The 24,723-nt window shown below is 67.7% G+C and carries 21 protein-coding genes and 1 riboswitch; of the genes, 10 read left to right on the top strand and 11 right to left on the bottom strand.

Annotation, left to right across the window (positions count from 1 at the left end):
* The 5 genes from FHJ30_RS18345 to FHJ30_RS18365 are packed head-to-tail and all read right to left on the bottom strand — an operon-like array spanning position 1 to position 5,590.
* The gene (locus FHJ30_RS18345) at positions 1-1,356 is read right to left on the bottom strand and encodes an MGH1-like glycoside hydrolase domain-containing protein (RefSeq protein ID WP_139030682.1); all 1,356 of its coding nucleotides are present in this window, start codon (positions 1,354-1,356) and stop codon (positions 1-3) included.
* Entirely contained in the window at positions 1,353-2,441 is a 1,089-nt protein-coding gene (locus FHJ30_RS18350) for an ABC transporter ATP-binding protein (RefSeq protein WP_139030683.1), read from the bottom strand. The genes FHJ30_RS18345 and FHJ30_RS18350 overlap by 4 nt, the downstream gene beginning before the upstream one ends.
* A gap of 22 nt (positions 2,442-2,463) precedes the next feature.
* The gene (locus tag FHJ30_RS18355; RefSeq protein ID WP_139030684.1) at positions 2,464-3,348 is read right to left on the bottom strand and encodes a carbohydrate ABC transporter permease; all 885 of its coding nucleotides are present in this window, start codon (positions 3,346-3,348) and stop codon (positions 2,464-2,466) included.
* A complete protein-coding gene (locus tag FHJ30_RS18360; protein WP_205677059.1) occupies positions 3,345-4,259 on the bottom strand; it encodes a carbohydrate ABC transporter permease in 915 nt (304 codons plus the stop codon). The genes FHJ30_RS18355 and FHJ30_RS18360 overlap by 4 nt, the downstream gene beginning before the upstream one ends.
* Positions 4,259-5,590: an ABC transporter substrate-binding protein gene (locus FHJ30_RS18365; RefSeq protein WP_139030685.1), complete on the bottom strand. Its 1,332-nt coding sequence runs from the start codon at positions 5,588-5,590 to the stop codon at positions 4,259-4,261. Before FHJ30_RS18365 ends, FHJ30_RS18360 begins: the two co-directional genes overlap by 1 nt.
* 126 nt (positions 5,591-5,716) lie before the next feature.
* On the opposite strand from FHJ30_RS18365, the gene FHJ30_RS18370 reads away from it, so the two are divergent.
* The 4 genes from FHJ30_RS18370 to FHJ30_RS18385 all read left to right on the top strand — a co-directional run bounded on the left by FHJ30_RS18370 (position 5,717) and on the right by FHJ30_RS18385 (position 8,362).
* Positions 5,717-6,898 carry an ROK family protein gene (locus FHJ30_RS18370; RefSeq protein WP_139030686.1) on the top strand — a complete coding sequence of 394 codons (1,182 nt, stop codon included), beginning with the start codon at positions 5,717-5,719 and terminating at the stop codon, positions 6,896-6,898.
* Positions 6,899-6,953: 55 nt separating this feature from the next.
* The gene (locus tag FHJ30_RS18375; protein ID WP_139030687.1) at positions 6,954-7,484 is read left to right on the top strand and encodes a ferritin; all 531 of its coding nucleotides are present in this window, start codon (positions 6,954-6,956) and stop codon (positions 7,482-7,484) included.
* 141 nt (positions 7,485-7,625) lie between these two features.
* A riboswitch (guanidine-III (ykkC-III) riboswitch) is annotated at positions 7,626-7,691 on the top strand.
* Between the two features lie 9 nt (positions 7,692-7,700).
* Entirely contained in the window at positions 7,701-8,024 is a 324-nt protein-coding gene (locus FHJ30_RS18380) for a multidrug efflux SMR transporter (protein ID WP_139030688.1), read from the top strand.
* Complete coding sequence (locus FHJ30_RS18385; RefSeq protein ID WP_139030781.1) at positions 8,024-8,362, top strand: multidrug efflux SMR transporter; 339 nt, start codon at positions 8,024-8,026, stop codon at positions 8,360-8,362. The genes FHJ30_RS18380 and FHJ30_RS18385 overlap by 1 nt, the downstream gene beginning before the upstream one ends.
* On the opposite strand, the gene FHJ30_RS18390 is transcribed toward FHJ30_RS18385, so the two are convergent.
* Entirely contained in the window at positions 8,304-9,389 is a 1,086-nt protein-coding gene (locus tag FHJ30_RS18390) for a LacI family DNA-binding transcriptional regulator (RefSeq protein WP_139030689.1), read from the bottom strand. The two genes, FHJ30_RS18385 and FHJ30_RS18390, sit on opposite strands and share 59 nt — an antisense overlap.
* 193 nt (positions 9,390-9,582) lie before the next feature.
* Between FHJ30_RS18390 and pulA the strand changes: the two genes are divergently transcribed.
* The 4 genes from pulA (at position 9,583) to FHJ30_RS18410 (ending at position 15,178) form a co-directional block, all read left to right on the top strand.
* Positions 9,583-12,660, top strand: coding sequence for a pullulanase-type alpha-1,6-glucosidase (pulA, locus tag FHJ30_RS18395; RefSeq protein WP_139030690.1), 3,078 nt, complete (start codon positions 9,583-9,585; stop codon positions 12,658-12,660).
* A gap of 187 nt (positions 12,661-12,847) precedes the next feature.
* The gene (locus FHJ30_RS18400) at positions 12,848-13,474 is read left to right on the top strand and encodes a nucleoside/nucleotide kinase family protein (RefSeq protein ID WP_139030691.1); all 627 of its coding nucleotides are present in this window, start codon (positions 12,848-12,850) and stop codon (positions 13,472-13,474) included.
* A 50-nt stretch (positions 13,475-13,524) separates the two neighbouring features.
* Positions 13,525-14,517, top strand: a complete 993-nt coding sequence (locus FHJ30_RS18405) for an aldo/keto reductase (RefSeq protein WP_139030692.1) — start codon at positions 13,525-13,527, stop codon at positions 14,515-14,517.
* Positions 14,518-14,527: 10 nt separating this feature from the next.
* On the top strand, positions 14,528-15,178 hold the full coding sequence (locus FHJ30_RS18410; RefSeq protein WP_139030693.1) for an MBL fold metallo-hydrolase: 651 nt from the start codon (positions 14,528-14,530) through the stop codon (positions 15,176-15,178).
* A gap of 85 nt (positions 15,179-15,263) precedes the next feature.
* Here FHJ30_RS18410 and FHJ30_RS18415 read toward each other — a convergent pair whose 3' ends face one another.
* Positions 15,264-17,165, bottom strand: a complete 1,902-nt coding sequence (locus FHJ30_RS18415) for a DEAD/DEAH box helicase (RefSeq protein ID WP_139030694.1) — start codon at positions 17,163-17,165, stop codon at positions 15,264-15,266.
* A 391-nt stretch (positions 17,166-17,556) separates the two neighbouring features.
* On the opposite strand from FHJ30_RS18415, the gene FHJ30_RS18420 reads away from it, so the two are divergent.
* Positions 17,557-18,354 (top strand): bifunctional 2-polyprenyl-6-hydroxyphenol methylase/3-demethylubiquinol 3-O-methyltransferase UbiG, encoded by a 798-nt coding sequence (locus FHJ30_RS18420; protein WP_139030695.1) that lies wholly within the window; start codon positions 17,557-17,559, stop codon positions 18,352-18,354.
* A gap of 36 nt (positions 18,355-18,390) precedes the next feature.
* On the opposite strand, the gene FHJ30_RS18425 is transcribed toward FHJ30_RS18420, so the two are convergent.
* Together FHJ30_RS18425 and FHJ30_RS18430 are read right to left on the bottom strand one after the other, a co-directional pair.
* A complete protein-coding gene (locus FHJ30_RS18425; protein WP_139030696.1) occupies positions 18,391-19,794 on the bottom strand; it encodes an MFS transporter in 1,404 nt (467 codons plus the stop codon).
* Positions 19,795-19,806: 12 nt separating this feature from the next.
* Complete coding sequence (locus tag FHJ30_RS18430) at positions 19,807-21,126, bottom strand: MFS transporter (RefSeq protein ID WP_171059126.1); 1,320 nt, start codon at positions 21,124-21,126, stop codon at positions 19,807-19,809.
* A gap of 599 nt (positions 21,127-21,725) precedes the next feature.
* Here FHJ30_RS18430 and trmB point away from each other — a divergent pair.
* Positions 21,726-22,649 carry a tRNA (guanosine(46)-N7)-methyltransferase TrmB gene (gene trmB / locus FHJ30_RS18435; RefSeq protein ID WP_139030697.1) on the top strand — a complete coding sequence of 308 codons (924 nt, stop codon included), beginning with the start codon at positions 21,726-21,728 and terminating at the stop codon, positions 22,647-22,649.
* A gap of 11 nt (positions 22,650-22,660) precedes the next feature.
* Here the strand turns inward: trmB and FHJ30_RS18440 are convergent, their stop codons facing one another.
* Together FHJ30_RS18440 and FHJ30_RS18445 are read right to left on the bottom strand one after the other, a co-directional pair.
* Entirely contained in the window at positions 22,661-23,107 is a 447-nt protein-coding gene (locus FHJ30_RS18440; protein ID WP_139030698.1) for a hypothetical protein, read from the bottom strand.
* A gap of 2 nt (positions 23,108-23,109) precedes the next feature.
* A complete protein-coding gene (locus FHJ30_RS18445; protein WP_139030699.1) occupies positions 23,110-24,690 on the bottom strand; it encodes a hypothetical protein in 1,581 nt (526 codons plus the stop codon).
* Positions 24,691-24,723 lie beyond the last annotated feature (33 nt).

A 24,723-nucleotide genomic window follows, 5' to 3' on the forward strand; every position in this document is an offset into this window, starting at 1 on the left:
TCAACCGTTCCGGGGATCGGCAAGCCATTCAAGCGCGACGGCGGCTGTCCACGACTGGTCCATGCTGCCCAGCGGTTCGCCGGTGAAGGGTTCGTAGTACTCGCCGAAATGGCCTTCCATGAGCTGGGCGAGGGAGGCCTCGCGCAGCTGGCGGTAGCGTTTCTCGTCGCCGCGCCTCCGCAGGCAGTGGGCCAGGTACCAATTCATCACCGGCCATACCGGTCCGCGCCAGTACTGGCGCGGCTTCAGCCCCTCATAAGTGGTGGACGTGGAGGCCGGCAGCGGGAAGGCCAGGCGGGGGTCGCCGGTCCAGTCCGGCCCTTCGAAGACCTCCAGTTGCCGGTCCAGGAGGGCCTGGTCCGTGGTGGAAATCAGGGGCGCGAAGCCGGCCATGGTGGGCGGTCCGATCCATTCCCCGGTCAGCACGTCCCGGTCGCGGGCAAGTCCGGTCCCTTCATCCACCGTCGCGTCAACGCCCTCGCGGAATTCCCGGGCCCACTGCCGCAGCTGCGGGGCCTCCCCCGGCAATCCGAACTGTTCCGCCAGCACGGCCAGGTCCTCGTTGGCCGCGGCATAAATGGCGGACATAAAGACGTCCTTGACCTGGAAGGCCATCACCCGCGGCAACTGCGCGTCGTCGAACCCCACGTCCGCCATCTGCTGCACCAGCCACAGGTAGCGGCTGTATTCCTCGTCGCTGGGGCGCTGGCTGTGGTCCTTGACCTTCTGGGTGTCCGTGCGGACGAACGGCTCCATCTCGCCCGGCTTGACCCTGGAGTACGGTCCGTCGAAGCGCGGGGAGTTGTCCATTCCGGACTCCCAGCCGTGGTAGATGGTCAGCAGGCCCGAGCCGTCCCCGCCGCGCGCGCTGCGCAGCCAGGCGTGCCAGTCGATCCATCCCGGCAGCGTCCGCCGGGTGAATTCATCGGCGAGCCTGGCATCCTCGCCTCCCGCCGCCGTCGCCCGTTCCACGATGCGGCGCAGCATGGTGGCATGCACCGGCGGCTGGCAGATGCCGCTGGACTGCACGCCCTCCGGCGCGGCCCCGCGCGTCCCCCAGCGCTCAACGTCGGGGAAGTAGCCGGGGACGTCGGAGAAGACGATGTGCGGGATCATCCCGCTCTTCCACTGGGCGGCCAGCAGGTAGTCGAGCTCCCGGAGGGCCCGTTCGACGCTCACGGTCGAAAGTCCGGTGGCGACGAAGGCGGCGTCCCAGCTCCACATGTGCGGATACAGGTTGGGTGCGGCAGTCACCATGGTGCCGAGGTCGTTTGCTGCCAGGACGTCCCTGGCACGGCGCCCGAGCTCTTCGAGGTCCTGGATCGGATAAGTGTCCCTGTCCGGCGCCGCGCTCATGCCGTGAGCCCCAGCTGCGTCTCCGTGTCGAAGAACCGGATGGCAGCCTGGTCGAACCTCAGGCCAACCTTTTCTCCCGGGGAAACCCGTACGGTGGAGGCAACCTGCACCTTGATGGGCTGGCCGCCCAGGTCCACGGTCAGCAGGGTTGCATGGCCAAGCGGTTCCACCACTTCCACGGTGGCATCAAGGGTCCCCGGCGCTCCGCGCTGCTCAAGATAGATGTTTTCCGCACGGATACCGACCATTACCGGGAGACCTCCGGACCGGGCTGCGGAACGGGCCAGGAATTCAGGCGCCTCGGTGCTTTGGCCGGCGACTTCCAGGGCGCCCTGCTGCGTCACGCGGCCCTCGAGGAAGTTCATTGGCGGCGAGCCGATGAATCCCCCGACGAATCGGTCCGCAGGCTCCTCGTAGACGGTGATGGGATGCCCCAGCTGGGCAATCTGCCCTTTCTTCATCACGGCCACCCGGTCCGACAGGCTCATCGCCTCCACCTGGTCGTGGGTCACGTAGAGCGTGGTGGATCCCAGCTGCTGGACGATCTTTTTCAGTTCCGCGCGGAAGTCGAGTCGCAGGAGGGCGTCCAGGTTGGACAGTGGCTCGTCCATGAGCAGCACGTCTGCGTCCATGACGATCGCCCTGGCGACGGCGACGCGCTGCCGCTGCCCGCCCGAGAGCTGGGCTGGGTAGCGGTCCAGGTAGGGGGTGAGTTGGAGGAGGTCGGCCGCCCAGGCGACCTTCTTCTCGAGTTCATCCCGGGGAACCTTCTTCATCACCAGGCCAAACCCGATGTTGGTGCGGACCTTGCGGTGCGGGAACACGGCGTAGGACTGGAACACCATGGAGAGGTTCCTGTCCTGCGGTGGCAGGTAGGTTACGTCGCGCCCGCCGATGGAGATGCTCCCCTCATCCGGGAAGTCCAGCCCCGCTACCATGCGCAGGAGGGTGGTCTTCCCGCAGCCCGAGGGCCCCAGGAGCACCATGAACTCACCCTCTGCAACCTCGAGGGACACGTTGTTCGTGGCCAGCTCGGTGCTTCCGGGGTAGGTCTTGTGGAGACCCTTGATGGAGATGTCAGCCATGGAACAGCCTCTCTGGGGAGAACTAGCGGATCGTGGAGCCCCACATGTTTGTGAGGTAGCGGCGCATGAAGAAGATGAAGATCAGTGCCGGGACCACCAGCAGGAAGCCGCCGGCGAACCGGTAGGCCAGCGGTGACTCGGCGAGGGAACTGAGGACCTGGGCGGGCAGGGTGCGCTGGTTCAGGGTCAGGATCGACGCACCCAGGACTTCATTCCAGGACATGACGAACGTGAAGATGGACGCCGCGGCGATGCCGGGGATGGCCATGGGCATGACCACCTTGAGGAAGGCCTGCACGGGGCTGCAGCCGAAGATGCGGGCAGCTTCCTCGACGTCCCGGGGTACTCCCAGGAACACCGAGGACGTGATCAGGATGGTGGTCGGCAGCGCTAGTGCGGTGTGGAGCAGGACGACGGCCAGGACGCTGTCGTACAGCCCGGTCTGGAGGAACAGCTGGGCCAGCGGCACGGAAAGCACCACGATGGGCAGCGCACGGGTGAAGAGCAGGAACAGCTGGTAGGGGTCCCGCCCGGGGAAGGCGAACCGTGCCACCGCGTACCCCGCGGGGACGCCGATGAGCAGGGACAACACGAGGGTGAAGACGCCCACCTGGACGGAGTTGATGAGGCCGGCCAGGATGCCCGTGGACTGCAGGAACGTCTGCATCGTCTCCAGGGAGAAGTTGTCCGGAATAAAGCTCAGGGGGAACTTCTGCAGGGCCGCCCTGCTGGAGGTGGCGGACAGTGCGATCAGGTAGATGGGAAGTGCCATGAAGAGCGTGATGAGGATGCAGCCCACTTGGAGCAGTATCCGGCTCCGGCGCCGCCGTGCCAGCGGCCTGCGGTCCACCTCCGGCTGCGGCCGCGATTCGGGAGCCGTTTCCTTATTGGTGGTGGCGTGGCTCATCGGGCTGCCTCCGATTGGTCTCTCAGGAGCTTGAGGTAGCCGACGGCGGTCACCATGGACACCGCCATGACCACCAGGGCCAGGGCAGAGGCCACGTTAGCGTCCTGCAGGCCGGTGTACCACCGGTATGTCTCACCGACCACCAGCGGGAAGTTCTGGCCGGTGAGGGCCAGCGCGACGGCGAAGGTCTGGAACGCGAGGATGGTCCTCAGGATCAGGGCCGTCTGGAGGCTGGGGCGCAGCAGCGGGAGGGTCACGTGCCAGAGACGGTCCCAGAAGCCGGCGCCGAACACGCCGGCGGCCTCCTCATAGTCCTTGGGGATGGACTGCAGGCCGGCCACCACGATCACGAACACGAGGGACGTGGCGCGCCATACCTCCGCGATCAGCACGGCCATGAACATCGAGGCGTAGTTGTCGTAGGCGAGCCAGGAGACGGGCTCAAGGCCCGCGGACGCCAGGATGGAGTTGAGGTATCCCCGGTCGGTGAAGACGGTCAGCCACACCAGGCCGGCGGCAAGGTCGCTGACGGCCAGCGGTATGGCCCAGATGTAGAAGTACACCGACGAGCCCCTCGGTTTGGCCCGGATCAGCAGGGCCATGGCAAGCGCCAGGACGAACTGGATCGGAATCATCACCACGATGAGGAGCAGCGTGTTGCCCACGGAGGACCAGAAGTAGGGATCCTGCGCCATCCGGGTGAAGTTCGCCGTCGTAAGCCCCTCGGGGCCGCCGAACGCCTGGAGGATGCCGCTGACCATCGGCCAGCCGAAGAGCAGCGTCATGAAAACGATGGACGGGGCGATCAGCAGCATGGCCGCCGACGTGCCGCTCCTGCGCGGCGGCCGGCCCCGCGGCGCTGCGGGCCGGGGCCGAGGCTTGGCTGCTGCCGGGGCGTCGGGTGCGGCCATCAGGCAACCCTGCATTGATCGGCGTCAGGATCGGGGGCCCAGCAGGGAACGTTCAGCGTCTCCATGATGCTGGCAAGCTCTGCCCCTTGCCGGTCCAGCGTCGCCTTGACGTCCGCGTTGTTCAGGCAGATCTCCTGGAAGCAGTTCTTGAACAGCTGCGAGACCTGGGGATCCTTGTCTCCCAGTCCCACCGGCGGGAGGGCCAGGATCGCGTCCTGGGCTTCCTGCTGCGCCTTGACCGCCTTGGCTTCAAGGGCGATGCCGCCGGGCAGGTCGCTGCCAATGTCTGCCTTCACCACCGGGAAGAAAGCGTTGGACTTCAGCGTCTCTATCTGCGCCTCAGGCTTAGACAGTGCCTTGATCAGCTCAAACGCCTTGTCCTTCTCCGGTGAACCCTGCGGCACGGCCATACCGCCCACCACCAGCAGGTAGCCCTTGCCCTTCGGTCCGGACGGTGCCGGCACCATCATCCAGTCGTCCGGCTTGTCCTTGACGGCGTTGATGAGGCGGGCCACGTGGTCCCAGGCCACCAGGACCTCGCCGTTGCCCAGGGGTTCCTGCATGAAGTCGTAATTCGCGGAGGCCGGGTTCATGTTGGCCCACAGGTCCCGCATGTACGTCCAGGCGGTGACCGCATCCGCGTTGCGGAACGTGGTGATCTGCCCGCCGGTGAAGCTTGGCAGGAGGAAGCCCTGGTAGAAGCGGTGGTGGAGGCCCTTTGGCCCGGCTGGGATGCCGAAGACCGGGCGGCCGCCGTTGGCCGCCTTGGCGGCCTGCGCCCATGCGAGGTAATTCTCGTAGGTGAGGTTGTTGACGTCCGCGCCGGAGGGCAGCCACTCAAGCGCCTTCTTGTTGACCGCAACCACGTAGGTGGCCTGGATCCAGGGGATGTACCGGGGAACATCCGTGCCGAGCTTCGCCAGCTTCAGCAGGTCGTCGGAGAAGCCGGCGGATGACAGGTCCTTGGTGAGGGAGCTGAGGTCTTCGAACTGCGAGGCGAACGGGATGAGGTCGCTGTGGAGGCCGGCGGCGATGCCGATCTCCACTTTCCCTGCGGCGAGCTGGGACTTCAGGGTGGTGTTGAAGACGCCGGTGTCAACGGGGTTGTAGGCCACCTTGATGTCCCCTGCAAACTTCTTCAGCGTGGCTTCGTACTTCTGGCGTTCCTCCACCGGGGAGAACTGGGTGGACAGGAAGTTGACGGAGCCTTCCCCTCCGCTTCCGCTGGTATTCACACCGCAGGCCGCGAGGAGTGGGCCAGTAGCCAGCGCCAGCAGGCCTCCCTTCAACAAGGTCCGCCGGCTGACGTCGAAGTGAGCGAGATCGGACATGAGAGCCTCCTGCTTCAAGGGCAGATAGTATTTTTGTCTGATGATCGATCATAATTGTGTGATCCAGACCACGTCAACGTCCGGCGCGCTGGACCGCCCGTCCGCACTTCCGAGGGAGCAAGCAGCATGACCCAGCAGAGGACGCTCGTCGGGGGCTCGGGCCAACCTCCGGTGGGGCTTGCCACCAGTGCCGGCCATGTCCTCCAGCTGCTGCGCTCGAACGCGGGCGGATACAGCCGGGCGGAACTGCTGGACATCACGGGTATGGCGCGGTCCACCCTCTATGAGCGGCTCGATGCGCTTTTCGCCGCAGGCCTGGTCTACGAATCCTCGCCACTACATGCACAGCGCGGCAGGCCGCCGCGCGCCCTTCGCTTCGATGACCGCAACAAGCTGGTCCTCGGCATCGAGATCGGCCACACCCACGCCGGGATCCATCTCCTGTCCCTGGGCCGTGACATCGTGGCCTCCGCGCGGCTGCCCATCGACATCAGGCAACCCCAGGAGGCGGTGGCCGGCCAGGTCATCGGGGAGTCACTCCGGCTGCTCGACGGGCGGCAGCCGGTGGGAGCGGGAGTGGGCCTGCCCGCCCCCGTGGACCCGCTCCACCGCCTGGGACTGGAGCGGACTGTCCTGGCCCACTGGAACCTGCAAAACCTGCAGGAAGTGATGGAGTCAAGGCTGGACTGCCCGGTCCTGCTGGAAAATGACGCCCGCTCCATGGCTGTGGGCGAGGTACGCGAGCCCCTCGAATCCCTCGTGGCCGTCAAAGTCAGCACCGGCGTCGGCTCCGGCATCATCGTGGGCGGCGCCCTGGTGCGGGGCGCCCACGGGGCCGCGGGGGACATCGGACACGTCCGCATTCCGGAGGCGGCCGGCCGGCGCTGCCGCTGCGGCAGGGACGGCTGCCTTGCCGCGGTGGCCTCGGGACGGGCGTTGCTGGCCGATCCCAAGCTCTCCAGCTACGGTTCGCTGCGGCAGCTGGTGGACGCCTGTGGCAGCGATCCCGCCGTCCGCGCCGCCGTCGCAGAGGCCGGCCAGCTGCTCGGGCGGACGCTCGCGGCGACGGTGGGCACGCTGAACCCCGGCCGCATCGCCGTGGGCGGGCTGGTTGGCGTGCTCCCGGACTTCCTGCTCGCCTGCCGCCGGCAGATTCTGGACGACGCCTTCGAGCCCTCGCTGGTGGACCTTGAGATTGTGCCGGCGGACAGTCGGACCGCCACCGCCATTGGACTCTGCCGGCTGGTGGAGGAGAGCCTTTACGCTCCGGAGCGTGTGGAACAGCTGCTGGCCCAGCGGGCCGGCTGAGAAGCAGAGCCTTCCCACACTGGCCACTCCCCGCGGCCGTCCCTAGACTCGGGCTATGACCACTTCAAACTTCAATGCCCTCCTGTCCACCCAGATCGGCAATGAGTTCGCTGCCTCACAGCAGTACATTGCCGTGGCCACTTGGTTCGCGAACCAGGACCTCCCCCAACTGGCCAGGTACTTCTACCGCCAGTCCGTGGAAGAGCGGAACCACGCCATGATGATGGTCCAGTACATGCTGGACCGGGACATTCCCTTCACCATTCCCGGTGTTCCGGCCGTCCGCAACGATTTCGACTCCGTCACGGAACCGCTGGCCCTTGCCCTGCAGCAGGAAAAGGACGTGACCCGCAACATCGAGGACCTGTTCCGGGCCGCCCGCGGCGAGAACGACGCCCTGGGCGAGCAGTTCATGCTGTGGTTCCTGAAGGAGCAGGTGGAGGAAGTGGCGTCCATGACCACACTGCTGAACATTGCCGAGCGCGCGGACAACCTGTTCGACATCGAGAACTTCATCGCCCGGGAAACAATCGGCGACGGCGGCCGGGACTCCTCCGCGCCCGAAGCTGCGGGTGGCGCCCTCTAACCCCACCCCCCAACTAAGTAGCGCCAAGTGTCGTTTTGGCGCCCCATAACGACACTTAGCGCTACCCAGTTGGGGGGCCAGGGGTGGTGAGGTTGGGCACCACCGGTGGCCCGCCGTCGTCGCGCGTTGCTACGCTGGAAGCCAAGGCTCAGCACCCGGGCCTCCGGACGACGGTTCAGTACCCGGCACACGACAAGACTGGCCAAAGGATCCTTTATGTCGTGGCTGATACTTATTCTTTCCGGCGCCCTTGAAGCCGTGTGGGCCGCAGCCTTGCACCGTGCCTTCCAGGCTTCCGGACGCCGCCGCATCGGCCCCGCCGCCCTCTTCCTGGTGTCCGCCGCGGCAAGCACCGGCGGCCTGGCCCTCGCCATGCAGTCCATTCCCACCGGCACGGCCTACGCGGTGTGGGTAGGCGTGGGCGTGGTGCTGACCTCGGCGTATGCCATTGCCACCAAGGTGGAACGTCCGACGGCGGCACGCCTCCTCCTGCTGTCCGGCATCGCCGTGTGCGTGGTGGGCTTGAAGGTGGTGGCGTGATGCGGCAGCACAGGGTTCCCTGGCTGGTTCTGCTGGCCTCGGCGGTCCTCGAAGCGGTGTGGGCAACGGCACTGGGCCTGTCCGACGGCTTCAGCCAACCGCTCCCCACCTTGGTTTTCGCTGTTACGGCAACACTGAGCATGCTGGGATTGGGCTGGGCCATCCGGCACATCCCGCTGGGCACTGCCTACGCCGTGTGGGTGGGAGTCGGCGCTGCGCTGACCGTCGGCTGGGCCATGGCCACCGGAGCGGAAGCCTTCAGCGTGCTCAAAGTGGCTTTTATCGCGGGGATTGTTGGCTGCGTTGGCGGCCTGAAGGCTTTGCCGCAGGACCGGTAGAACCGCGCAGCACCAGGTCGGACGCCAGAACCACCGGCGAGTGCGTGGACTGCTCGCCTGCCATGTCGGCAGCAAGCGCATGGACGGCAGCGTGGGCAATCGCCGCAGTTGGCTGCCGCAGCGTCGTCAGCGGCGGATCGGTAAGTGCCATCAAAGCCGAATCGTCAAAGCCTATGATGGACACGTCTTCGGGCACCCGCAGCCCCCTGGCGCGGGCTGCGCGGATGGCGCCAAGGGCCATGACGTCGGAAGCACACACAATCGCAGTATGGCCGGAGTCAAGGAGTTCATTGGCTGCACTCTGGCCGCCTTCCACCGTGAACATACTCGTGGCCGTGTGGGCCTCGGGGTTGTCCACACCCAGGAATTCCGCGAGTGCCGAGCGGAAACCGGCAAGTTTCTGCCGGCTGGGAATGAAGCGGTGGGGCCCAATGGCCAACCCCACTTTGCGGTGTCCCAGACTGGCAAGGTGCTGGACAGCGGTGCTGATGGCCGCTGCATCGTCGTTGGCGACCGACGCCGCGCCGAGTTCCGGCCGGGGGCCGTTGACCAGCACATACGGAATGCCGCGGCCGCGTAGCCGGTGGTAGCGCTCCAGGCTGGCCTGGCCGTCCGCATGCGCGCTGCAGATGAAAATGATGCCGGCGGCTCCCTGCGCCACGAGCATCTCGATGTACTCGTCCTCCGAACGCCCTCCCCCGGGCAGGGCACAAATGACGGGAATGAAGTCCTCCTGGGAAAGCAGGGAGACCACGGCCTGGGCAATGGCGGGAAAGATCGGGTTGGCCAGGTCCGGGACGATGATGCCAACCTGGCCCCTCACGTCGCTGCGGGCACGGTCGGGGCGTTCATAACCGAGGTCGTCCATGGCCGCCAGGACTGCCTGGCGGATTTCCCGTGAAACTCCCTTCCGGCCGTTGACCACCCGGGACACGGTGGCGATGCTGACGCCGACCTTCCGTGCGAGGTCTTCCAGTTTTGGCCGTTCGGCTGGGGCGGGTGGGGTCCGGCTCCCGGTCATGCTCATGCAGCTCCTTCACCGGAACAGGAGTCCGGAAGTCTTGGTGCCTTCAAGTGTACGGACAGCAGACCGGTAGCTTCATGAAAACAGGACGTGAAATTTTCAGCAAACGGTTGACGCTGCGTGAAACGAATTCTAGGCTCAGGGGTACCCCGCTCCTCACCGCTGACGGCCGGGGCGTCTCCAAGGAAGGTCTTCCATGACTCATCACCCCACATCCTCCGGGCTGCCCCCTGCCCTCAGAAGGAAGCTTGCAGCGGCCCTGGCCGCGGCCTGTGCCACGCCCCTGGCGCTGGGCGGCTTTGCCCTCCCGGCGTCCGCGGACCACACGGCCGCGCCCCAGGCCGTGGCGCTCGTTGGCTCCCTGCAATCCGAAATTGGCTGCCCCGGGGACTGGCAGCCCGACTGCACGGCCAGCAGGCTGCAGCCCGTCGAGGGCTCGGCAACGCTGTACCGCGCCACCTTCGACATACCGGCCGGCACCTACGGCATGAAGGTCGCCCTCAACAATTCCTGGGATGAGAACTACGGTGCCGGCGGAGCAGCCGGCGGCGGGGACTTGGTGCTCAACGCGCCCGGCGGTCCCGTGACCTTCACCTATGACCACGCCAGCCACACGCTGAGCGACGATGTCCCTGATGCGCTTGGAACGGAGGCCGGCGCGCACTGGCTCTCGGCGGACACCATCGCCTGGCAGGCGCCGGCCGCGGAGGGAACTACGTACCGGCTCTACAACGCGCCCGACGGCGGCCTGGCGCTGGCGGACGGCCAGGTCACCGGCGGCAGCTACACAGCGCTTGAGAAAACGTCCGGCGCTTTGGATGCAGGGCTGGCAGCGAAGTACCCACACCTCGCCGGTTTCACCCCGTTGCGGCTGGCGGAAGGTGATTCCGTTCGCGCAAAGGAACTGCTCAGGGGCCAGCTGCTGGTTGCCGCCGTTGGGGCCGACGGCAAGGTCACCGCAGCCACCGGCGTCCAGGTCCCCGGCGTCATGGACACCCTGTACCAGGGCGCGGCCGGCCAGGAGCTCGGGCTGACGTGGAAGGGCAACCGCCCCGGGCTCGCACTGTGGGCGCCGACTGCCCGCAACGTCACCGTCCACACCTACGCTTCCGGTTCGGGCGGCGATCCTGTGGCCAGCCGGGCCATGGAACCGGGCGAGGATGGCGTCTGGTCCCTGACCGGGGAGAAGGAATGGAGCGGCGCCTACTACCTGTACGAGGTGGAGGTCTTCGTGCCGGAAACCGGCAAGGTGGAGCGGAACCTCGTCACTGATCCCTACAGCGTGGGGCTCTCCGCCAACTCCGCACGCAGCCTGTTTGTTGACGTGGAGGACAAGTCCCTGGCCCCCGAGGGGTGGAAGAAGCTGCAGAAGCCCGCGCTCAACAAGCCGGAGGACCTTTCCCTGTACGAGCTGCACGTCCGCGACTTCTCCATCACCGATGCCTCCGTCCCGGAAGAACACCGGGGAACGTACAAAGCCTTCGCACAGCAGGACAGCAACGGCATGCGCCGCCTCCGCGAACTGACTTCAGCGGGCCTCAACGCCGTCCACCTGCTGCCGGTGAACGACATCGGCACCATCGAGGAACGGCGCAGCGAACAGCTCGAACCCGCCTGCGACCTCGCCGCAATGCCTGCAGATTCAGAGGAGCAGCAGGCCTGCGTCGCAGAGACAGCCTCCAAGGACGGCTTCAACTGGGGCTACGATCCCCTGCACTACACCACCCCAGAAGGCTCTTACGCCACCAACCCGGACGGCACCGCACGCATCACCGAGTTCCGGGAAATGGTGGCCGGACTCAACGCCGCCGGGGCACGCGTCATCCAGGACGTGGTCTACAACCACACCTCCAGCGCCGGCCAACCCGGGTCCAACAACCTTGACCGGATTGTTCCCGGCTACTACCACCGCCTGAACGCCACCACCGGCTCGCTGGAGACCTCCACCTGCTGCGCCAACACGGCCACCGAGAACACGATGATGGGCAAGCTCATGATCGATTCCCTGGTGACGCTTGCCAAGACCTACAAGCTGGACGGGTTCCGCTTCGACCTCATGGGCCACCACTCCAAGCAGAACATGCTGGACGTGCGGGCAGCCCTGGACGAGCTGACCCTGGCCAAGGATGGCGTAGACGGCAAAAACATCACCCTCTACGGCGAGGGCTGGAACTTCGGCGAAGTGGCCAACAACGCAAGGTTCGTCCAGGCCACCCAGGAGAACATGGCAGGAACCGGCATCGGCACGTTCAATGACCGGCTGCGCGACGCCGTACGCGGCGGCGGCCCCTTCGACCCCGACCCGCGGGTCCAGGGCTTCGCTTCGGGCCTGTTCACCGACCCCAACAGCTCCCCTGCCAACGGCACCCCGGAACAGCAGAAAGCATCCCTCCTCCTGGCCCAGGACCTGATCAAGGTGGGCCTGACCGGCAACCTGAAGGACTACTCCTTCGTTGACCGCACCGGTGCAACCGTCAAGGGCTCTGACGTGCCGTACAACGGCGCCCCGGCCGGATACACCAGCGATCCGCAGGAGGCCGTCACCTACGTGGAAGCGCACGACAACGAGACGCTGTTCGACGCCCTCGCCCTGAAACTGCCGCAGGACACCCCCATGGCGGAACGGACGCGGATGCAGACCCTCGCACTCAGCACCACGGCCTTCAGCCAGGGCATCTCGTTCTGGCACGCCGGCGGGGAATCCCTCCGCAGCAAGTCCCTGGACCGCAACAGCTACGACTCGGGCGACTGGTTCAACATCCTTGACCACACGGATGCCACCAACGGCTTCGGCCGCGGACTGCCGCCCAAGCCCGACAACGGGGACAAGTACGGCTACCTGCGCCCGCTGCTGGCGGACCCCGCACTGAAGCCTGCTCCCGCCGCGATCGCCGAGGCGCGCGGCCGGGCTGCCGAGCTGCTGCAGATCCGCAAGAGCACGCCGCTGTTCCGCCTGGGTGACGCCGCCCTGGTGCAGCAGAAGGTCTCGTTCCCCACGGCGGGCCCGGACCAGGCGCCCGGCGTGGTGGTCATGCGGATCGACGACTCCGTGGGCCCGGACGTGGACAAGGACCGGAGCGGGCTGGTGGTGGTGTTCAACGCCGCCGACGAGGCCGTCAGCCAGGCAGTCGCCGGCACCACAGGCACCGCTTACGGCCTGCACCCGGTCCAGGCCTCGGGCAGCGACCCGGTGGTCAGGACTGCCGCCCATGATCCGGCAACCGGGACCTTCACCGTCCCGGCCCGCACCGTAGCAGTGTTCCAGGCCGGCTAGCGCCCGGCAAAGCCGGCCGGGTGCCCCTGGCCTCCGGCCGGCCCAACGGAATCTCCCACCGCTGAGTCTCCCCGCCTTTAAGGACGGACGACGGCGTGTCCCGCCAAAACGCCGTCGTCCGCCGCCTGTGCCGAACCAAAGGTGGGGAGACTCAGCGCATGTCCGGGCCCCGGTCTAGGCTTTTGCCATGGACTCACCCGAGATAGCCGAAGCGATGGATGCCCTCCGGCGCCGACTGGTTCCCGGGACGCGCGTCATACTGGGCATTGCCGGGGCGCCCGGCTCCGGGAAATCAACGTTCGCGGAATGGATCCGGCAGCAGTTTGGTCCGGGGCAGGCAGTGGTGGTGCCCATGGACGGCTTCCACCTGGGCAACGCGATCATCGACGGCACGCCCCTTCGGCAGCGCAAGGGAGCCATGGAGACCTTCGACGCCGGCGGGTACCTTTCATTGCTCCGCAGGCTGGTGCGCCGGGACGAGCCAGTAGTGTACGCCCCGGAGTTCCGGCGGACCCTGGACGAGCCGGTGGCGGCATCGATCGCTGTCCCTGCCGAGGTGCCCCTCATCATCACCGAGGGCAACTACCTCCTGATGGAGCATCAGCCGTGGAAGGATGTCCGGGCGCAGCTGGACGAAGTGTGGTTCGTGGACACGCCCCCGGTGCTGCGGTTGGCCCGGCTCGTGGAAAGACACGTCTCGTTCGGCATGGATAGGACTGCGGCGGAGGCCTGGGCCAACGGACCGGACGAAGCGAATGCGGTGCTGATCCAGGCCACCTGCCCGGCCGCGGACCGGCTCATCCCCTGGAAGTAGCCCACGACCGCAATCTTGAACCCTGCAACAGAGAACGAACAGGAGAACCCATGCCAGCAACTGTGGACCTCGGCGACGGCCTCAAGGTCAGCCCCCTCGGCTTCGGCGGAATGGCGCTCACCCCGGTGTATGGGGAGGTGGACCAGGAGGACGCGCTCCGGACGCTGCATCACGCCGTCGATTCCGGTGTCAGCTTTATTGACACCGCGGACATCTACGGCGGGGGCAGCAACGAGGAACTGATCGCCCGGCTGCTCAAGGAGCGGCGGGACGAGGTGCAGCTGGCCACCAAGTTCGGGCTGGTGGGAACTCCGACGGACGGCTACACGGACATCAGGGGCGACGCCGCCTACATCCGGCAGGCGGTGGACCGCAGCTTGCAGCGGCTGGGAACCGACCGGATTGACCTCTACTACATGCACCGCCGTGACCTCCGCGTTCCGATTGTGGAAACCGTGGAGGCCATGGCAGAGCTTGTGCAGCAGGGCAAAATCAGGCACCTGGGGCTGTCCGAAGTGACGGCCCAGGAGCTTCAAGAAGCCTCTGCCGTCCACCCGATTGCGGCGGTCCAGAGCGAATGGTCCATCTGGAGCCGCGACGTGGAACGCAACGTTGTTCCTGCCGCGGCCGCCCTCGGGGTGGGTTTTGTCCCGTACTCGCCGCTGGGCCGCGGGTTCCTCACCGGCACTGTGGACGCCTCGAGCCTTGGCGAAAAGGATTTTCGACGCCGGATCCCCCGTTTCGCCCTGGACGCAGCGGACGCCAACCAGGCGGTCGTGGACACCGTCCGGTCCGTGGCTGGCGAACTGGACGCAACACCTGCCCAGGTTGCCCTGGCCTGGCTGTTCGCCCAAGGCAGGCGGCTGGGCCTGCCGGTCGTCCCGATCCCCGGCACGCGCAAGCGGCACCGGATCGACGAAAACCTGGGCGCCTTGGCGTTGGACCTCACCCCTGCCCAACTGGACGCGCTAGGTGAAGCCTCGGACGCCGTCGTCGGCTCCCGCTCAGCGGATCCCACCTGGGTGTCCGAGGGCCGTGAATAGACTCAGAGCCATGGACTCACTTCTGTATGACCTGCCCGCCCTGACCATCCGCCGGATCTCCGTGAGCGAGATGGACAACAACGTGTACCTGCTGACGGCGAAGGCCAGCGGAGAGCAGGTGCTGATCGACGCCGCGGACGATTTTCCGGCCATCCAGCAACTGCTGCAGGATGCGCCCGGAGACACCTCCGCAACGCCTCGGCTGGCACTGATCGCCACCACCCACCAGCACTGGGACCACGTCCGGGCGCTGAAGGAACTGGTGGAGGCTACCGGGGCGGCCACCGCAGCAGGAACGGACGACGCCGAGGCGCTGCCGGTTCCGGTGGACCGGCCCCTTGGGCACGGGGATACGGTTGCCGTGGACGGCTTTGAGCTGGCGGCGGTCCACCTGAGGGGACACACGCCGGGCTCGATCGCCTTTGTGTACGAGGACCCCGAAGGGCCTGCGCACATTTTCTCCGGCGATTCGCTGTTCCCCGGCGGCGTTGGCAACACACAGAAGGATCCCGGGCGTTTCAACCAGCTTTTGGACGACGTGACCCAGCGGCTGTTCGGCACTTACCCGGACTCCTCCGTCGTCCATCCCGGCCACGGCCAGCCGACAACCCTGGGCGCCGAGCGGCCGCACCTCGAGGAGTGGCGCGCCCGCGGCTGGTGACGACCACATCGATTGCTCCGCACCTGCCGTTATGGACCTTCTAAACGGCAGGTGCGGAGCAATCGATGGACGTTAAGGGGCCTTGTTAGCGGCTGCGGCGTTCGTTCGACGCCGGAGCCGACGCGCGGCGGGGACCGCTGCGGGCGGGACGGCCGGAGCCGCCGCCGTTGCCTGCGCTGTAGGAGCCGCCTGAGGTGCCACCGGTGTTGGAGGACCAGACTGCCTTGTTGCCGCCGGCTGCACCTGCACCGGCGGAGCGTGAACCGCCACCCCGGGTGCCTGCACCCGCACCCGCTGCTGCGCGCTGGCCGGTTGCCGGGCGTCCGCTGCGCTGGCCACCGGATGCTGCCGGACGTCCTGAGCTTGCCGGCCGGCCGGTGCCGCCGCGGGGCGCTTCGCTGCGGGTTACGCGTGACTCTGCGCGGCCGTCCGAACCGCGGCCGGCCGATGCACGGCCACCTGCCGCGGGGACGTCGTTGCGGTGTGTGGAAGCGGTGCCGCGGCCGCGGTTGTTGCGGCGGGCAGCCGCTGCGGCAACGGCGCGGTCCTCGTTCTGCTCGGCCACGCGGTCAAACGCTGCGCGGGCTTCGGTGCGGCCCTCGAAGGCAACTGCCCGGCGCTCGGCGCGGGGTACGTCGGTGCGAACGGGCTCGGCCCCAACCTTGCCGCGTCCACCACGGCCGCCACGGCCGCCGGCCGTGGGTGCAGCCTGGCGGCGGGCGCGCTTGCGCTCCGCGTTGGCGCCGGTGGAGGTGCCGCCGCCCTGCTGTGCAGCCTTCTTAGCCAGCAGTGCAGCGCGGGTGCGCGGGTCGATCTTTTCGGCCATCTCGCCCACGAGTTCAGCAACGATGGGCGAAGAGGCGGTGACGCGCTCAAAGTTCACGTCGACGCCGGCGGCCTTCATCAGCTTCTTCACGTCGGTCTGCTGCTCCGGCAGGGTCAGCGTGACCACGGTGCCGTCGGAACCGGCGCGGGCGGTACGGCCTGAGCGGTGCAGGTATGCCTTGTGCTCGGTGGGCGGGTCCACGTGGATGACCAGCTCGACGTCGTCAACGTGGACACCGCGGGCGGCGACGTCGGTGGCCACCAGGACACGTACTTCGCCGGAGGAGAACTCGGCGAGGTTGCGGTCACGGGCGTTCTGCGAGAGGTTGCCGTGCAGGTCCACGGCGGGGATCCCGGCGTCGGTCAGGGTCTTGGCCAGCTTGCGGGCGTGGTGCTTGGTCCGCATGAAGAGCACGCGGCGGCCGGCGCCGGAGGCGAGCTCCACGATCAGCTGCTTCTTGACGGTCTGGTCGTTGACCACCAGGACGTGGTGCTCCATGGTGGTCACCGCGGCCTGCGGATCGTCCACGGAGTGGGTCAGCGGGTTGGACAGGTAGCGCTGGACGATCTTGTCCACGCCGTTGTCCAGGGTGGCGGAGAAGAGCAGGCGCTGGCCCTGGCTGGGGGTCATGTCCATGAGCTTCTTCACCACGGGCAGGAAGCCGAGGTCGGCCATGTGGTCCGCCTCGTCCAGCACTGTGATTTCCACGGCCTCGAGGGTGAGGATCCGCTGGCGGATCAGGTCCTCCAGGCGGCCCGGGCAGGCGATGACAATGTCGACGCCGGCGCGCAGGGCCTTCTCCTGGCGCGCCTGGGAGATGCCGCCGTAGATCACGGTGGTGTTCAGGCCGGCGGCCTTGGCCAGCGGCTCGATGGTGGCGTTGATCTGGGTGGCCAGTTCACGGGTGGGTGCAAGGACCAGGCCCATGGGGCGGCCGGGCTTGCGGAAGTACGGGGCTTCGCGCTCGGCGAGGCGTGCCACCAGGGGGATGGCGAACGCGATGGTCTTGCCGGAGCCGGTGCGGCCGCGGCCCAGGACGTCGCGTCCCGCGAGGGTGTCAGGGAGGGTCTTCACCTGGATGGGGAACGGGGTTTCGATTCCCTGGGCGGTGAGGGTGTCGGCGAGGGCTTTGGGCGTGCCGAGGGCAGCAAATGTAGTCAAAGTCAAAGGTCTTTCAGGCGGTATCCGTATGGATATCGGCCCCCGATGCCGGTTGGCTCAAGGGTTCGCCGAAGAAAATTCAGGTGGTCAACCAGCCTGCTGCCGCTTATGCAAAGCGGCGGCCGGGACCAAATGGAATGCGTTCATCGACGCAGGATGTGCCTCTCACATGAAAAAAGCCCTGTCCCCTGGATGAAGGGGTACCTTCACACAGGAGATCCTGGGCATCACTGCACATCAAGTTCCACCAGTCTAGCATCCCTGGCCCACCCCACTTTCCCGCCCCCTCCCAAGTAGGTAGCGCCAAGTGTCGTTTTGAACCCTCAAAACGACACTTAGCGCTACTTGGTTGGGCGTTGCCTTGGGGGCGGGGCCGGGGCACGCTTGAGGCATGAGTGAACACGCCGCCCCCGGGAATGACGCGCAGCATCCTGGACCACGCCAGCAGCATCCTGAAACGCACCAGACGATGCACGACGCCGGTTCTGGCCATTCCGACGCCACGCTCGGCGAGGGGTTGGCAGTCCACAGCGGGGCCGACGCCGCGGCCATCTGGGACGACCGCTACCGCAGCAAACCCCGGATGTGGAGCGGCAAGCCCAACCCGCAGCTGGTCCGGGAAGCCGGTGGCCTTCGCCCCGGGAAGGCGCTGGACCTCGGCTGCGGGGAAGGCGCTGACGCCATCTGGCTTGCCCAGCAGGGGTGGACCGTCACCGCCGTCGACGTCTCCGCGGTGGCCCTCGACCGGGCACACTCCCACGAGAAGGCCGCGCTGGCCCGCGAAAGCGTCCATGCCGCGGAGGGAACAATTGCCAGCAGGATCACCTGGCAACAGGCAGACCTCAGCCAATGGCAGCCCGGCGACTCCTTCGACCTCGTGACGTCGCAGTTCCTGCACTCGCAGGAGCTCGCCTGGCAGGGCCCGCTCCGCACCGCGGCGGCCGCAGTCAAGCGCGGCGGCACGCTGCTGGTGGTGGGCCACCACCCGGACAGGCTGCCGCCGTGGGGCGGCGGGCACGACCACCAGGGGATGTTCTACACCTGTGATGAGCTCGTCCAGGAACTGGGGCTTGACGGTCCCGAATGGCAGCTGGAGGTCCAGACCAGCCGGGAGCGGCCGGTAACCGGGCCTGACGGCCAGCACGCAACCATCGCCGACGTCGTCCTGCGGGCCACCCGATTGCCCTGACTGCCGCCCGCCCAGGCCACGGAGTTTTTGTCCAACTCAGGGGGTTTTGGCGGCGGTGACCCGGGGCGCGACGGCGGCCGCGGCGACGGCGAGCACGGCGGCGAGGCCGAAGACCCCGGCGAAGGATTCCGTCGTCGTCGTAAACGCTGCGAAGACGATGCCCGTCGTTGCGAGGGCCAGTGCGCCGCCCAGGGAGTCCGCGATGGACATGGCGGAGCTGTTGAAGCCCTCGTTTTCCTTGCTGGACAGCGCCAGGGTCATGACACTCAGCCGCGGATACAGCAGTCCCATGCCGCCGCCGGCGAGGATCCAGCCGGCAATGACGACGGCGGGCGGCCAGTGCAGCGCGGTGGTCACCAATGCGAGGATCACCGCCCCCAGGACCATCAGGGCGCCGATGCCCACCGCACGGCGATGGGACAGCCTGGCGCCCAGGCGCCCCTGCACTGCCGACGCTCCGGCCCAGGCCAGCGCCCCGCCGGTAAGCGTAAGGCCGGCAAATGTGGGCGAAAAGTCGTACAGCTCGATCAGCAGGTAGGGCAGGTAAACCTCGGCTCCGAAGAACGCTGCCGCGGCGAGCCCGCGTACCAGGATCACGCTGGGCAGGCCGCGGCGGGCGGTGAGGGTGCCCCGCGGAACCAGCGGGCGGACGGCCAGCAGGGCAAGGACGACGGCGGCAACGGCCAGGAGCGCCGGCGCGGCGGGAAGGCCGGGGATCCGGAGCTCTCGTGACAGGTTGAGCGCCAGGACAGCGAGCGCCGCCAGGGTTGCCCAGGCAAGTCTGCCCGGCGCCCAGGGCGGCAGCGCATCCCCCGGCTCCCCGGCCGGTCCGTGAGGCGGCTCGAGTCCCTTCAGCACGGGCGCAATCATCACCAGCGCGGGGATGACCAGGCCTACCACGCCCAGGAACACCCAGTGCCAGCTGAAGACCTGCGCCACGATTCCTGCCGCAAACGGCCCTACCAGGGACGGCACCACCCACGCGGCGGAGAACGCGGCAAAGATCTTGGGGTGCAGGCTGCCGGGATAGATGCGCGCCACCAGCACATACAACGCGACTGTCAGGGCTCCCCCGCCCAGCCCCTGCACCAGCCGGCCCGCAACCAGCACGGGCATGGACGCCGCGGTCCCGGCAATCAGCAGGCCCAGCACGAACAACGCCACTGATGCGTAGAGCGGGGCTGTGGGCCCGCGCCTGTCGGACCAGTTTCCGGCGGCAACCATGCCGATCACGCCTGTTGCCAGCGGACCGGCAAACGCGAGCGCATAGAGTCCGGCGCCGTCGAGTTCGCGGCTGACCAGGGGCATGATGGTGGTGACGGCAAGGGATTCGAACGCGGCCAGGAACACCAGGGCACACGTCCCCACGGTCACCCAGAGGTACGGCCCCCGGAGGATGCCCGCGGCGGGACGGGTGGCCGGAACAACGGAATCCCGCACGGCAGCCCGCCCCTAACTGACGAACCGGTCGCGGCCGGCCCGGTAGCCGAAGGTCCCCGCCAGCAACCCCACCGCCAGGAACAGGACCCCGGCGGCGGTGAAGGATCCGGTGGCCTGGTGCAGCTGGCCCACCATCAGCGTGCCGGTGGAGCCCAGCCCGTAGCCCACGCCCTGCATCATTCCGGACAGGTGCGCGGCGGTGTGCCCGTCGCGGGTCCGGAGCATGATCATGGTCAGCGCCACTGCGGTGAGGCTTCCCTGGCCCAGTCCCAGCAGGCCGGCCCACACCCAGACAAGCTCCAGGGGACCGAAGACGCTCAGCGCGAAGCCGGCGCCGGTCATCAAAGCAACGATGGTGTTGATGGCGCGCTGGTCCTTCAACCTGGCGGCCAGTGCGGGCGCGAACAGCGAGCCGAGCATCTGCAGCACGATGGACCCCGAGACGATCAGTCCCGCCGCTCCCCCGTCCACGCCCCGCTCGCGCAGGATCGGCGCCAGCCACGCGAAGACGCTGAAGGACATCATGGCCTGCAGCACCATGAAGATGGTCACCTGCCAGGCCACCGGGGAGCGCCACACGTTCACGCCCTCCCGGACGGCCTGGTGCCGGATGCGCGGCTGGCGGAGTGCCACGGGGAGGAACAGCACAAGCACGACGGCGGCAGGCACCGCCCAGGACCACAGCGCCAGGGTCCACTCCCCCGTAGCCGTGTAGACCGGGTAGGTGAAGCCGGCGCCCAACGCCGCGGAGGCGCAGATGGCGGTGGTGTAGAGCCCGCCCATCAGGCCCAGCCGGTGCGGGAAGTCCCGCTTGACCAGCCCGGGCAGCAGCACGTTGCACAGGGCGATGGCTGCCCCGCAGGCAGCCGTCCCGGCCAGGAGCGCGGGCAGGTGGCCGGCGCCCTGTCCTGTTGCTGCCAGGCCCAGTCCGGCGGGGCGCAGCAACAGTCCTGCTGTGAGGAGCGCCATGGCGCCCAGGAGCACCCGCTCGGCACCGAACCGCCTCGCCAGGACCGGGGCCAGGGGTGCGAACACGCCCAGGAGCGTGACGGGGACAGTGGTCAGCACCACCACAGCCCAGCCGGGGAGGGCAGCCTGGGCAGTTACCTCGGGAAGGACCGCGGAGAAGCTGGAAAAGACCGTCCGCAGGTTGAGTCCCACCAGGACCAGGCACAGCCCCAGGTACACGAGCTGCCGGCGGCTCCCAACCCGGGTGGGTGCCGGTGCCGGGGTCTCGTCAACCTCGGCGTCCACCAGGAACCCTGGTTGCTCCTTTGCCGCAGGGCCACCAGCCCGGCGGTTCCTTGCCTCGGCGTCGGTCGCTTCCCTCATCCGCCCATTCTTGCAGGCTGGGTTGCCTCCCTGGGTTATCCACATAGGGACCGCGGTGCCTTCTGGCAGTTCCGCCCCACGCCTACGCTGGAACCAGCAGCTGCACGGCAATCAGAGGAGGAACATCGTGGCAGCACCTGAACCCGGTCCCGGCCCTCCACGCCCTGATCCGAAGTCATCCGCAGAGGAGGGAGTACCGTCGGGGCCGTCACTCCTCACACCCTCATGCCGGGATCGCCCGGTGATCTGGCCGGCTGCCGCCAGCCTGGTCCTTGCAATTGCTGCCCCTGCCTCCCTCTTTGTTACTGCCCTCGTGCATATGCTCGTCGCAGTGCTGGCCTTCTCCTTTCGTTGGTCTCCCTTGCCGCCATGGGCAGTCGACATCCTCATCCTGAGTCTGCCTTCCGTTCTCATGTCAGCTTCCTTGGCCCTGGCATTCCACGCTGTGAAGCGGTCGGAGCAGAGGACCCCCGGCCGGACGTTCTCGGTAGCGTCGTTGTGCCTATCCACTGCCCTCGTTGCCGTGTACGTGGGCGTCTGGCTGTTCCTCGAGCGGTCTCCATAAGTTGTTCCCCTCCGGCGCCGCTATTCTGGAAGGGATGAGCGAATCCCCAGAAAACCCCCAGCAGCCGCATGTCCCGAGGCCCGTCACCCCGGGGACGCAGGCTTCCTTTGGCACGTACGGCGGCCGGCCGGTCAGCTTCGTCCGCCGCGGCACGCGCCTGCAGGGCCGCCGGCAGGCGGCCTGGGAAGAGCACGCCGAACGGTGGGCGGTGGACGTCCCGCGCCACGTTGCGAACACCTCGGTCCACCCCGACTACACGTTCGACGCCGAAGCCGAGTTCGGCCGCAAGGCTCCCCTCATTGTGGAGATCGGCTCTGGCCTGGGCGATGCCGTGTGCCACGCCGCCGAGCAGAACCCGGACACCGATTTCCTGGCCGTTGAGGTCTACACCCCGGGCCTGGCCAACACCATCATCAAGATCAACAGCCGCGGCCTCAGGAATGTCCGGGTGGTGGAGGCCAACGCGCCCGAGGTCCTGGCTACGATGCTCCCGGCGGGCTCCGTCAGCGAACTGTGGGTCTTTTTTCCCGATCCGTGGCACAAGTCCCGGCACCACAAGCGCCGCCTCATCCAGCCAGAGTTCGCGGACCTCGCAGCCCGCGCGCTGAAGCCGGGCGGGCTGTGGCGGATCGCCACCGACTGGTCCAACTACGCCGTCCACGTCCGGGATGTCCTGGCGGGTTCCAAGGATTTTGAAAACCTGCACACCGGCGAGCGCCGGGGGCCGGAAAGCCCCCTGACCCAGGTGTGGCAGTCCGGCGTCGAGTCCGTGGTGGGCGGAGCGCCGGTCAGGGAGGGCCGTGCACCGGTGAGCACCGAGCACACCGGACCCAACGAGGGAATCGACGAGACCGGAGGCTGGGCGCCCCGTTTCGAAGGCAGGATCCGGACCAGCTTCGAGGCCAAGGCCCACGAGGCCGGGCGGCTGATCTTCGATCTCTGTTACCGCCGGCGCTAGGGACAAGGCTGTCAGGCCGGGCTGATGCCGGCCACAATCTCCTTCAGCATGCCCAGCCGCGGCTCCAGGGACGGGTCGGTGGACGGCCAGATGACCACCACGCCGATGAACTGCGCGTTTTGCCACACGCCCACCGTGGCCGCGACCTTTGGCGACCCTCCGGCGTCGTTGTAGCCCACCACCACGGCGTATGCTGCCTTCCCTGGAAGGTCCAGTCCGCCCTCGGCCAAGAGGGTCCCGCCCCGCTCCTCCAGGTAGAACTCCGACATCAGGTGGGCCCAGCCGGTGGCCGGCGGGGCGCCGTGCACGGAGGTATCGTCCTTGACAACGGTGACCAGGACGCCGCCCAACAGACCGTACTGCCCAGTGTTGGGGCCGGCCGTGGAATCGGCCAGGACCTGGGTGTGCTCCGGAAAGTCTGCCGTGAACCCCAGCGGGGATTCGATGTGCACGGACATGGTCACAGCCTCTCGAGCCTGGTGTCGTTGGGCACCTTATAGTACGTGGACACGTTGGTGGTTGCCTTGTTCTCGGTCTTGACCTCCACCTCGCCGAGCTTCACGTCGAGGCCCGCCCCGGTGGAGGCAGTGACCACGTTATTGACCTGGATGGTTGCGGACCCGGCCTCATACAGCCTGGCGGCGTCGCGGGCGGCGTCGTACTCATTCCCCAGGGCGACGTTGCGGAGGTAGCTGTCAATGACTGGCCTGTTCTCCGGGGAGTAGTCCACGTCGATTTTCACGGTGCCCTGTGTCCCCACGCTGACCGAGGATTCGATCTTGGCCGCCTTGACGTCCGTACCTGCCTCGATCCCCCGCGCCACCGTTCCGTCCAGGGATACAGACACCGAGTCGATGTTGTTGTCCTTGTCCAGGGAAACCTGCAGCCCGCCCTTGCCCGAAGCCTCGAACACCCGGCCGTCCAGGTTCAGCTTGCCCTGGGCAGAAACCTCGCCCGCCGCCGTCGCGGTCCCGTCCGTGAGGTTCCGTTCGTACCCCAGGTCCAGCTTCGCGGAGCCGGTGGCGGCGCCGGTTTCCGTCCCGGCCTCCAGGGAGAGCGTGCCCTTGGCCTTGTCCGCCTGGCCGGTGGAGCCGTTGTCTCCGGCGGCTTCGTTGATGGTGTCCAGGATGTAGCCGGGCGGGTTGCCAGCAACATCCCTGATCTCGCCTACGCTGTCCGGCGGAAGGTCCCGGTACATCTGCTCCCGGGCAGCCATGGCCTCTTCCACGCTCCCGAACGTGTATTCCCGGGACACCTGGCCAGTGAGGGTGACCCCGGCGGCTCCCGCGGTGTCGTTGACACCCAGCCCCATGTTCCCGTAGACCTTCATGGTGGCGGAGCCGTCAACGTTCTCCACCACTTCCGTCCCCACTTCGGCGCCGCCGTGGACCCAGGCCACCCGGGCCTCAATCGACGCCGTTCCCGTCTCGGAGTAGACAGGGATGTCCGCCTTGGCCAGCTCCTGGAGGTGTTCCCGCGCCAGCGCCTGCACGGACGAGGGGATTCCGCCGTCCATGCGCATCAGGTCCACGGCGAACGGCCCGTCCCCGTCCCCGCCCACGATCAGGTATCTCCGGTCGGCCGCGGACAGGCTGCCCCACCAGGCGGCTTGCTCCACCGGGCCGGCGTCAAGCAACTGCTCCAGGTCCGCCTGCAGCTCCCGGCGATGTTCAGCTGCGGCTGCGGCGGCAGCGGCCTGGTCCGCCGGCCATCCCCCGGCCCGGCCGGCCAGCGACGTTACGCTGCCCCAGAAGCTGTTTCCGCCTCCGGTTGGGGAAGCCGAGGAGGACTTTTCCTGTTCCTCCGCGTGCAGCAGCAGGAGCCTGGCGTTCTCCCGCAGGCTGGAGGCGACCTTCTCCAGGCCGGGGCGGTGGCTTCCGCTCCACTCCTGCCGGAAGCGCTCCGCGTCGTCGCCCTTCCACGGTGCCGACTGGATCTGGCTGTGGAGTGACGTTGCCCGGGTGCCCAGCATGGACGCCGCCTGATCGGCCGCCCTGGCCAATGCCCGCAGCTGGCTGACGTCAGCGCCGTAAAAAGTCATGGTGTTTCCCCCGGCAGGAACTGGTGCGTGTTC

The organism is Arthrobacter sp. BB-1 (assembly GCF_006151685.1).
In the GTDB taxonomy this organism is placed as follows: Bacteria; Actinomycetota; Actinomycetes; order Actinomycetales; family Micrococcaceae; genus Arthrobacter.

Bases quoted from the DNA above. Each gene is read 5' to 3' on its own strand.
- FHJ30_RS18355 (WP_139030684.1), bottom strand. From the start codon at position 3,348: ATGAGCCACGCCACCACCAATAAGGAAACGGCTCCCGAATCGCGGCCG.
- FHJ30_RS18400 (WP_139030691.1), top strand. From the start codon at position 12,848: ATGGACTCACCCGAGATAGCCGAAGCGATGGATGCCCTCCGGCGCCGA.
- FHJ30_RS18365 (WP_139030685.1), bottom strand. From the start codon at position 5,590: ATGTCCGATCTCGCTCACTTCGACGTCAGCCGGCGGACCTTGTTGAAG.
- FHJ30_RS18375 (WP_139030687.1), top strand. From the start codon at position 6,954: ATGACCACTTCAAACTTCAATGCCCTCCTGTCCACCCAGATCGGCAAT.
- FHJ30_RS18370 (WP_139030686.1), top strand. From the start codon at position 5,717: ATGACCCAGCAGAGGACGCTCGTCGGGGGCTCGGGCCAACCTCCGGTG.
- FHJ30_RS18345 (WP_139030682.1), bottom strand. From the start codon at position 1,356: ATGAGCGCGGCGCCGGACAGGGACACTTATCCGATCCAGGACCTCGAA.
- FHJ30_RS18445 (WP_139030699.1), bottom strand. From the start codon at position 24,690: ATGACTTTTTACGGCGCTGACGTCAGCCAGCTGCGGGCATTGGCCAGG.
- FHJ30_RS18410 (WP_139030693.1), top strand. From the start codon at position 14,528: ATGGACTCACTTCTGTATGACCTGCCCGCCCTGACCATCCGCCGGATC.
- FHJ30_RS18385 (WP_139030781.1), top strand. From the start codon at position 8,024: ATGCGGCAGCACAGGGTTCCCTGGCTGGTTCTGCTGGCCTCGGCGGTC.
- FHJ30_RS18350 (WP_139030683.1), bottom strand. From the start codon at position 2,441: ATGGCTGACATCTCCATCAAGGGTCTCCACAAGACCTACCCCGGAAGC.
- FHJ30_RS18440 (WP_139030698.1), bottom strand. From the start codon at position 23,107: ATGTCCGTGCACATCGAATCCCCGCTGGGGTTCACGGCAGACTTTCCG.
- FHJ30_RS18360 (WP_205677059.1), bottom strand. From the start codon at position 4,259: ATGGCCGCACCCGACGCCCCGGCAGCAGCCAAGCCTCGGCCCCGGCCC.
- FHJ30_RS18405 (WP_139030692.1), top strand. From the start codon at position 13,525: ATGCCAGCAACTGTGGACCTCGGCGACGGCCTCAAGGTCAGCCCCCTC.
- FHJ30_RS18420 (WP_139030695.1), top strand. From the start codon at position 17,557: ATGAGTGAACACGCCGCCCCCGGGAATGACGCGCAGCATCCTGGACCA.
- trmB (WP_139030697.1), top strand. From the start codon at position 21,726: ATGAGCGAATCCCCAGAAAACCCCCAGCAGCCGCATGTCCCGAGGCCC.
- FHJ30_RS18380 (WP_139030688.1), top strand. From the start codon at position 7,701: ATGTCGTGGCTGATACTTATTCTTTCCGGCGCCCTTGAAGCCGTGTGG.
- pulA (WP_139030690.1), top strand. From the start codon at position 9,583: ATGACTCATCACCCCACATCCTCCGGGCTGCCCCCTGCCCTCAGAAGG.
- FHJ30_RS18390 (WP_139030689.1), bottom strand. From the start codon at position 9,389: ATGAGCATGACCGGGAGCCGGACCCCACCCGCCCCAGCCGAACGGCCA.
- FHJ30_RS18430 (WP_171059126.1), bottom strand. From the start codon at position 21,126: ATGAGGGAAGCGACCGACGCCGAGGCAAGGAACCGCCGGGCTGGTGGC.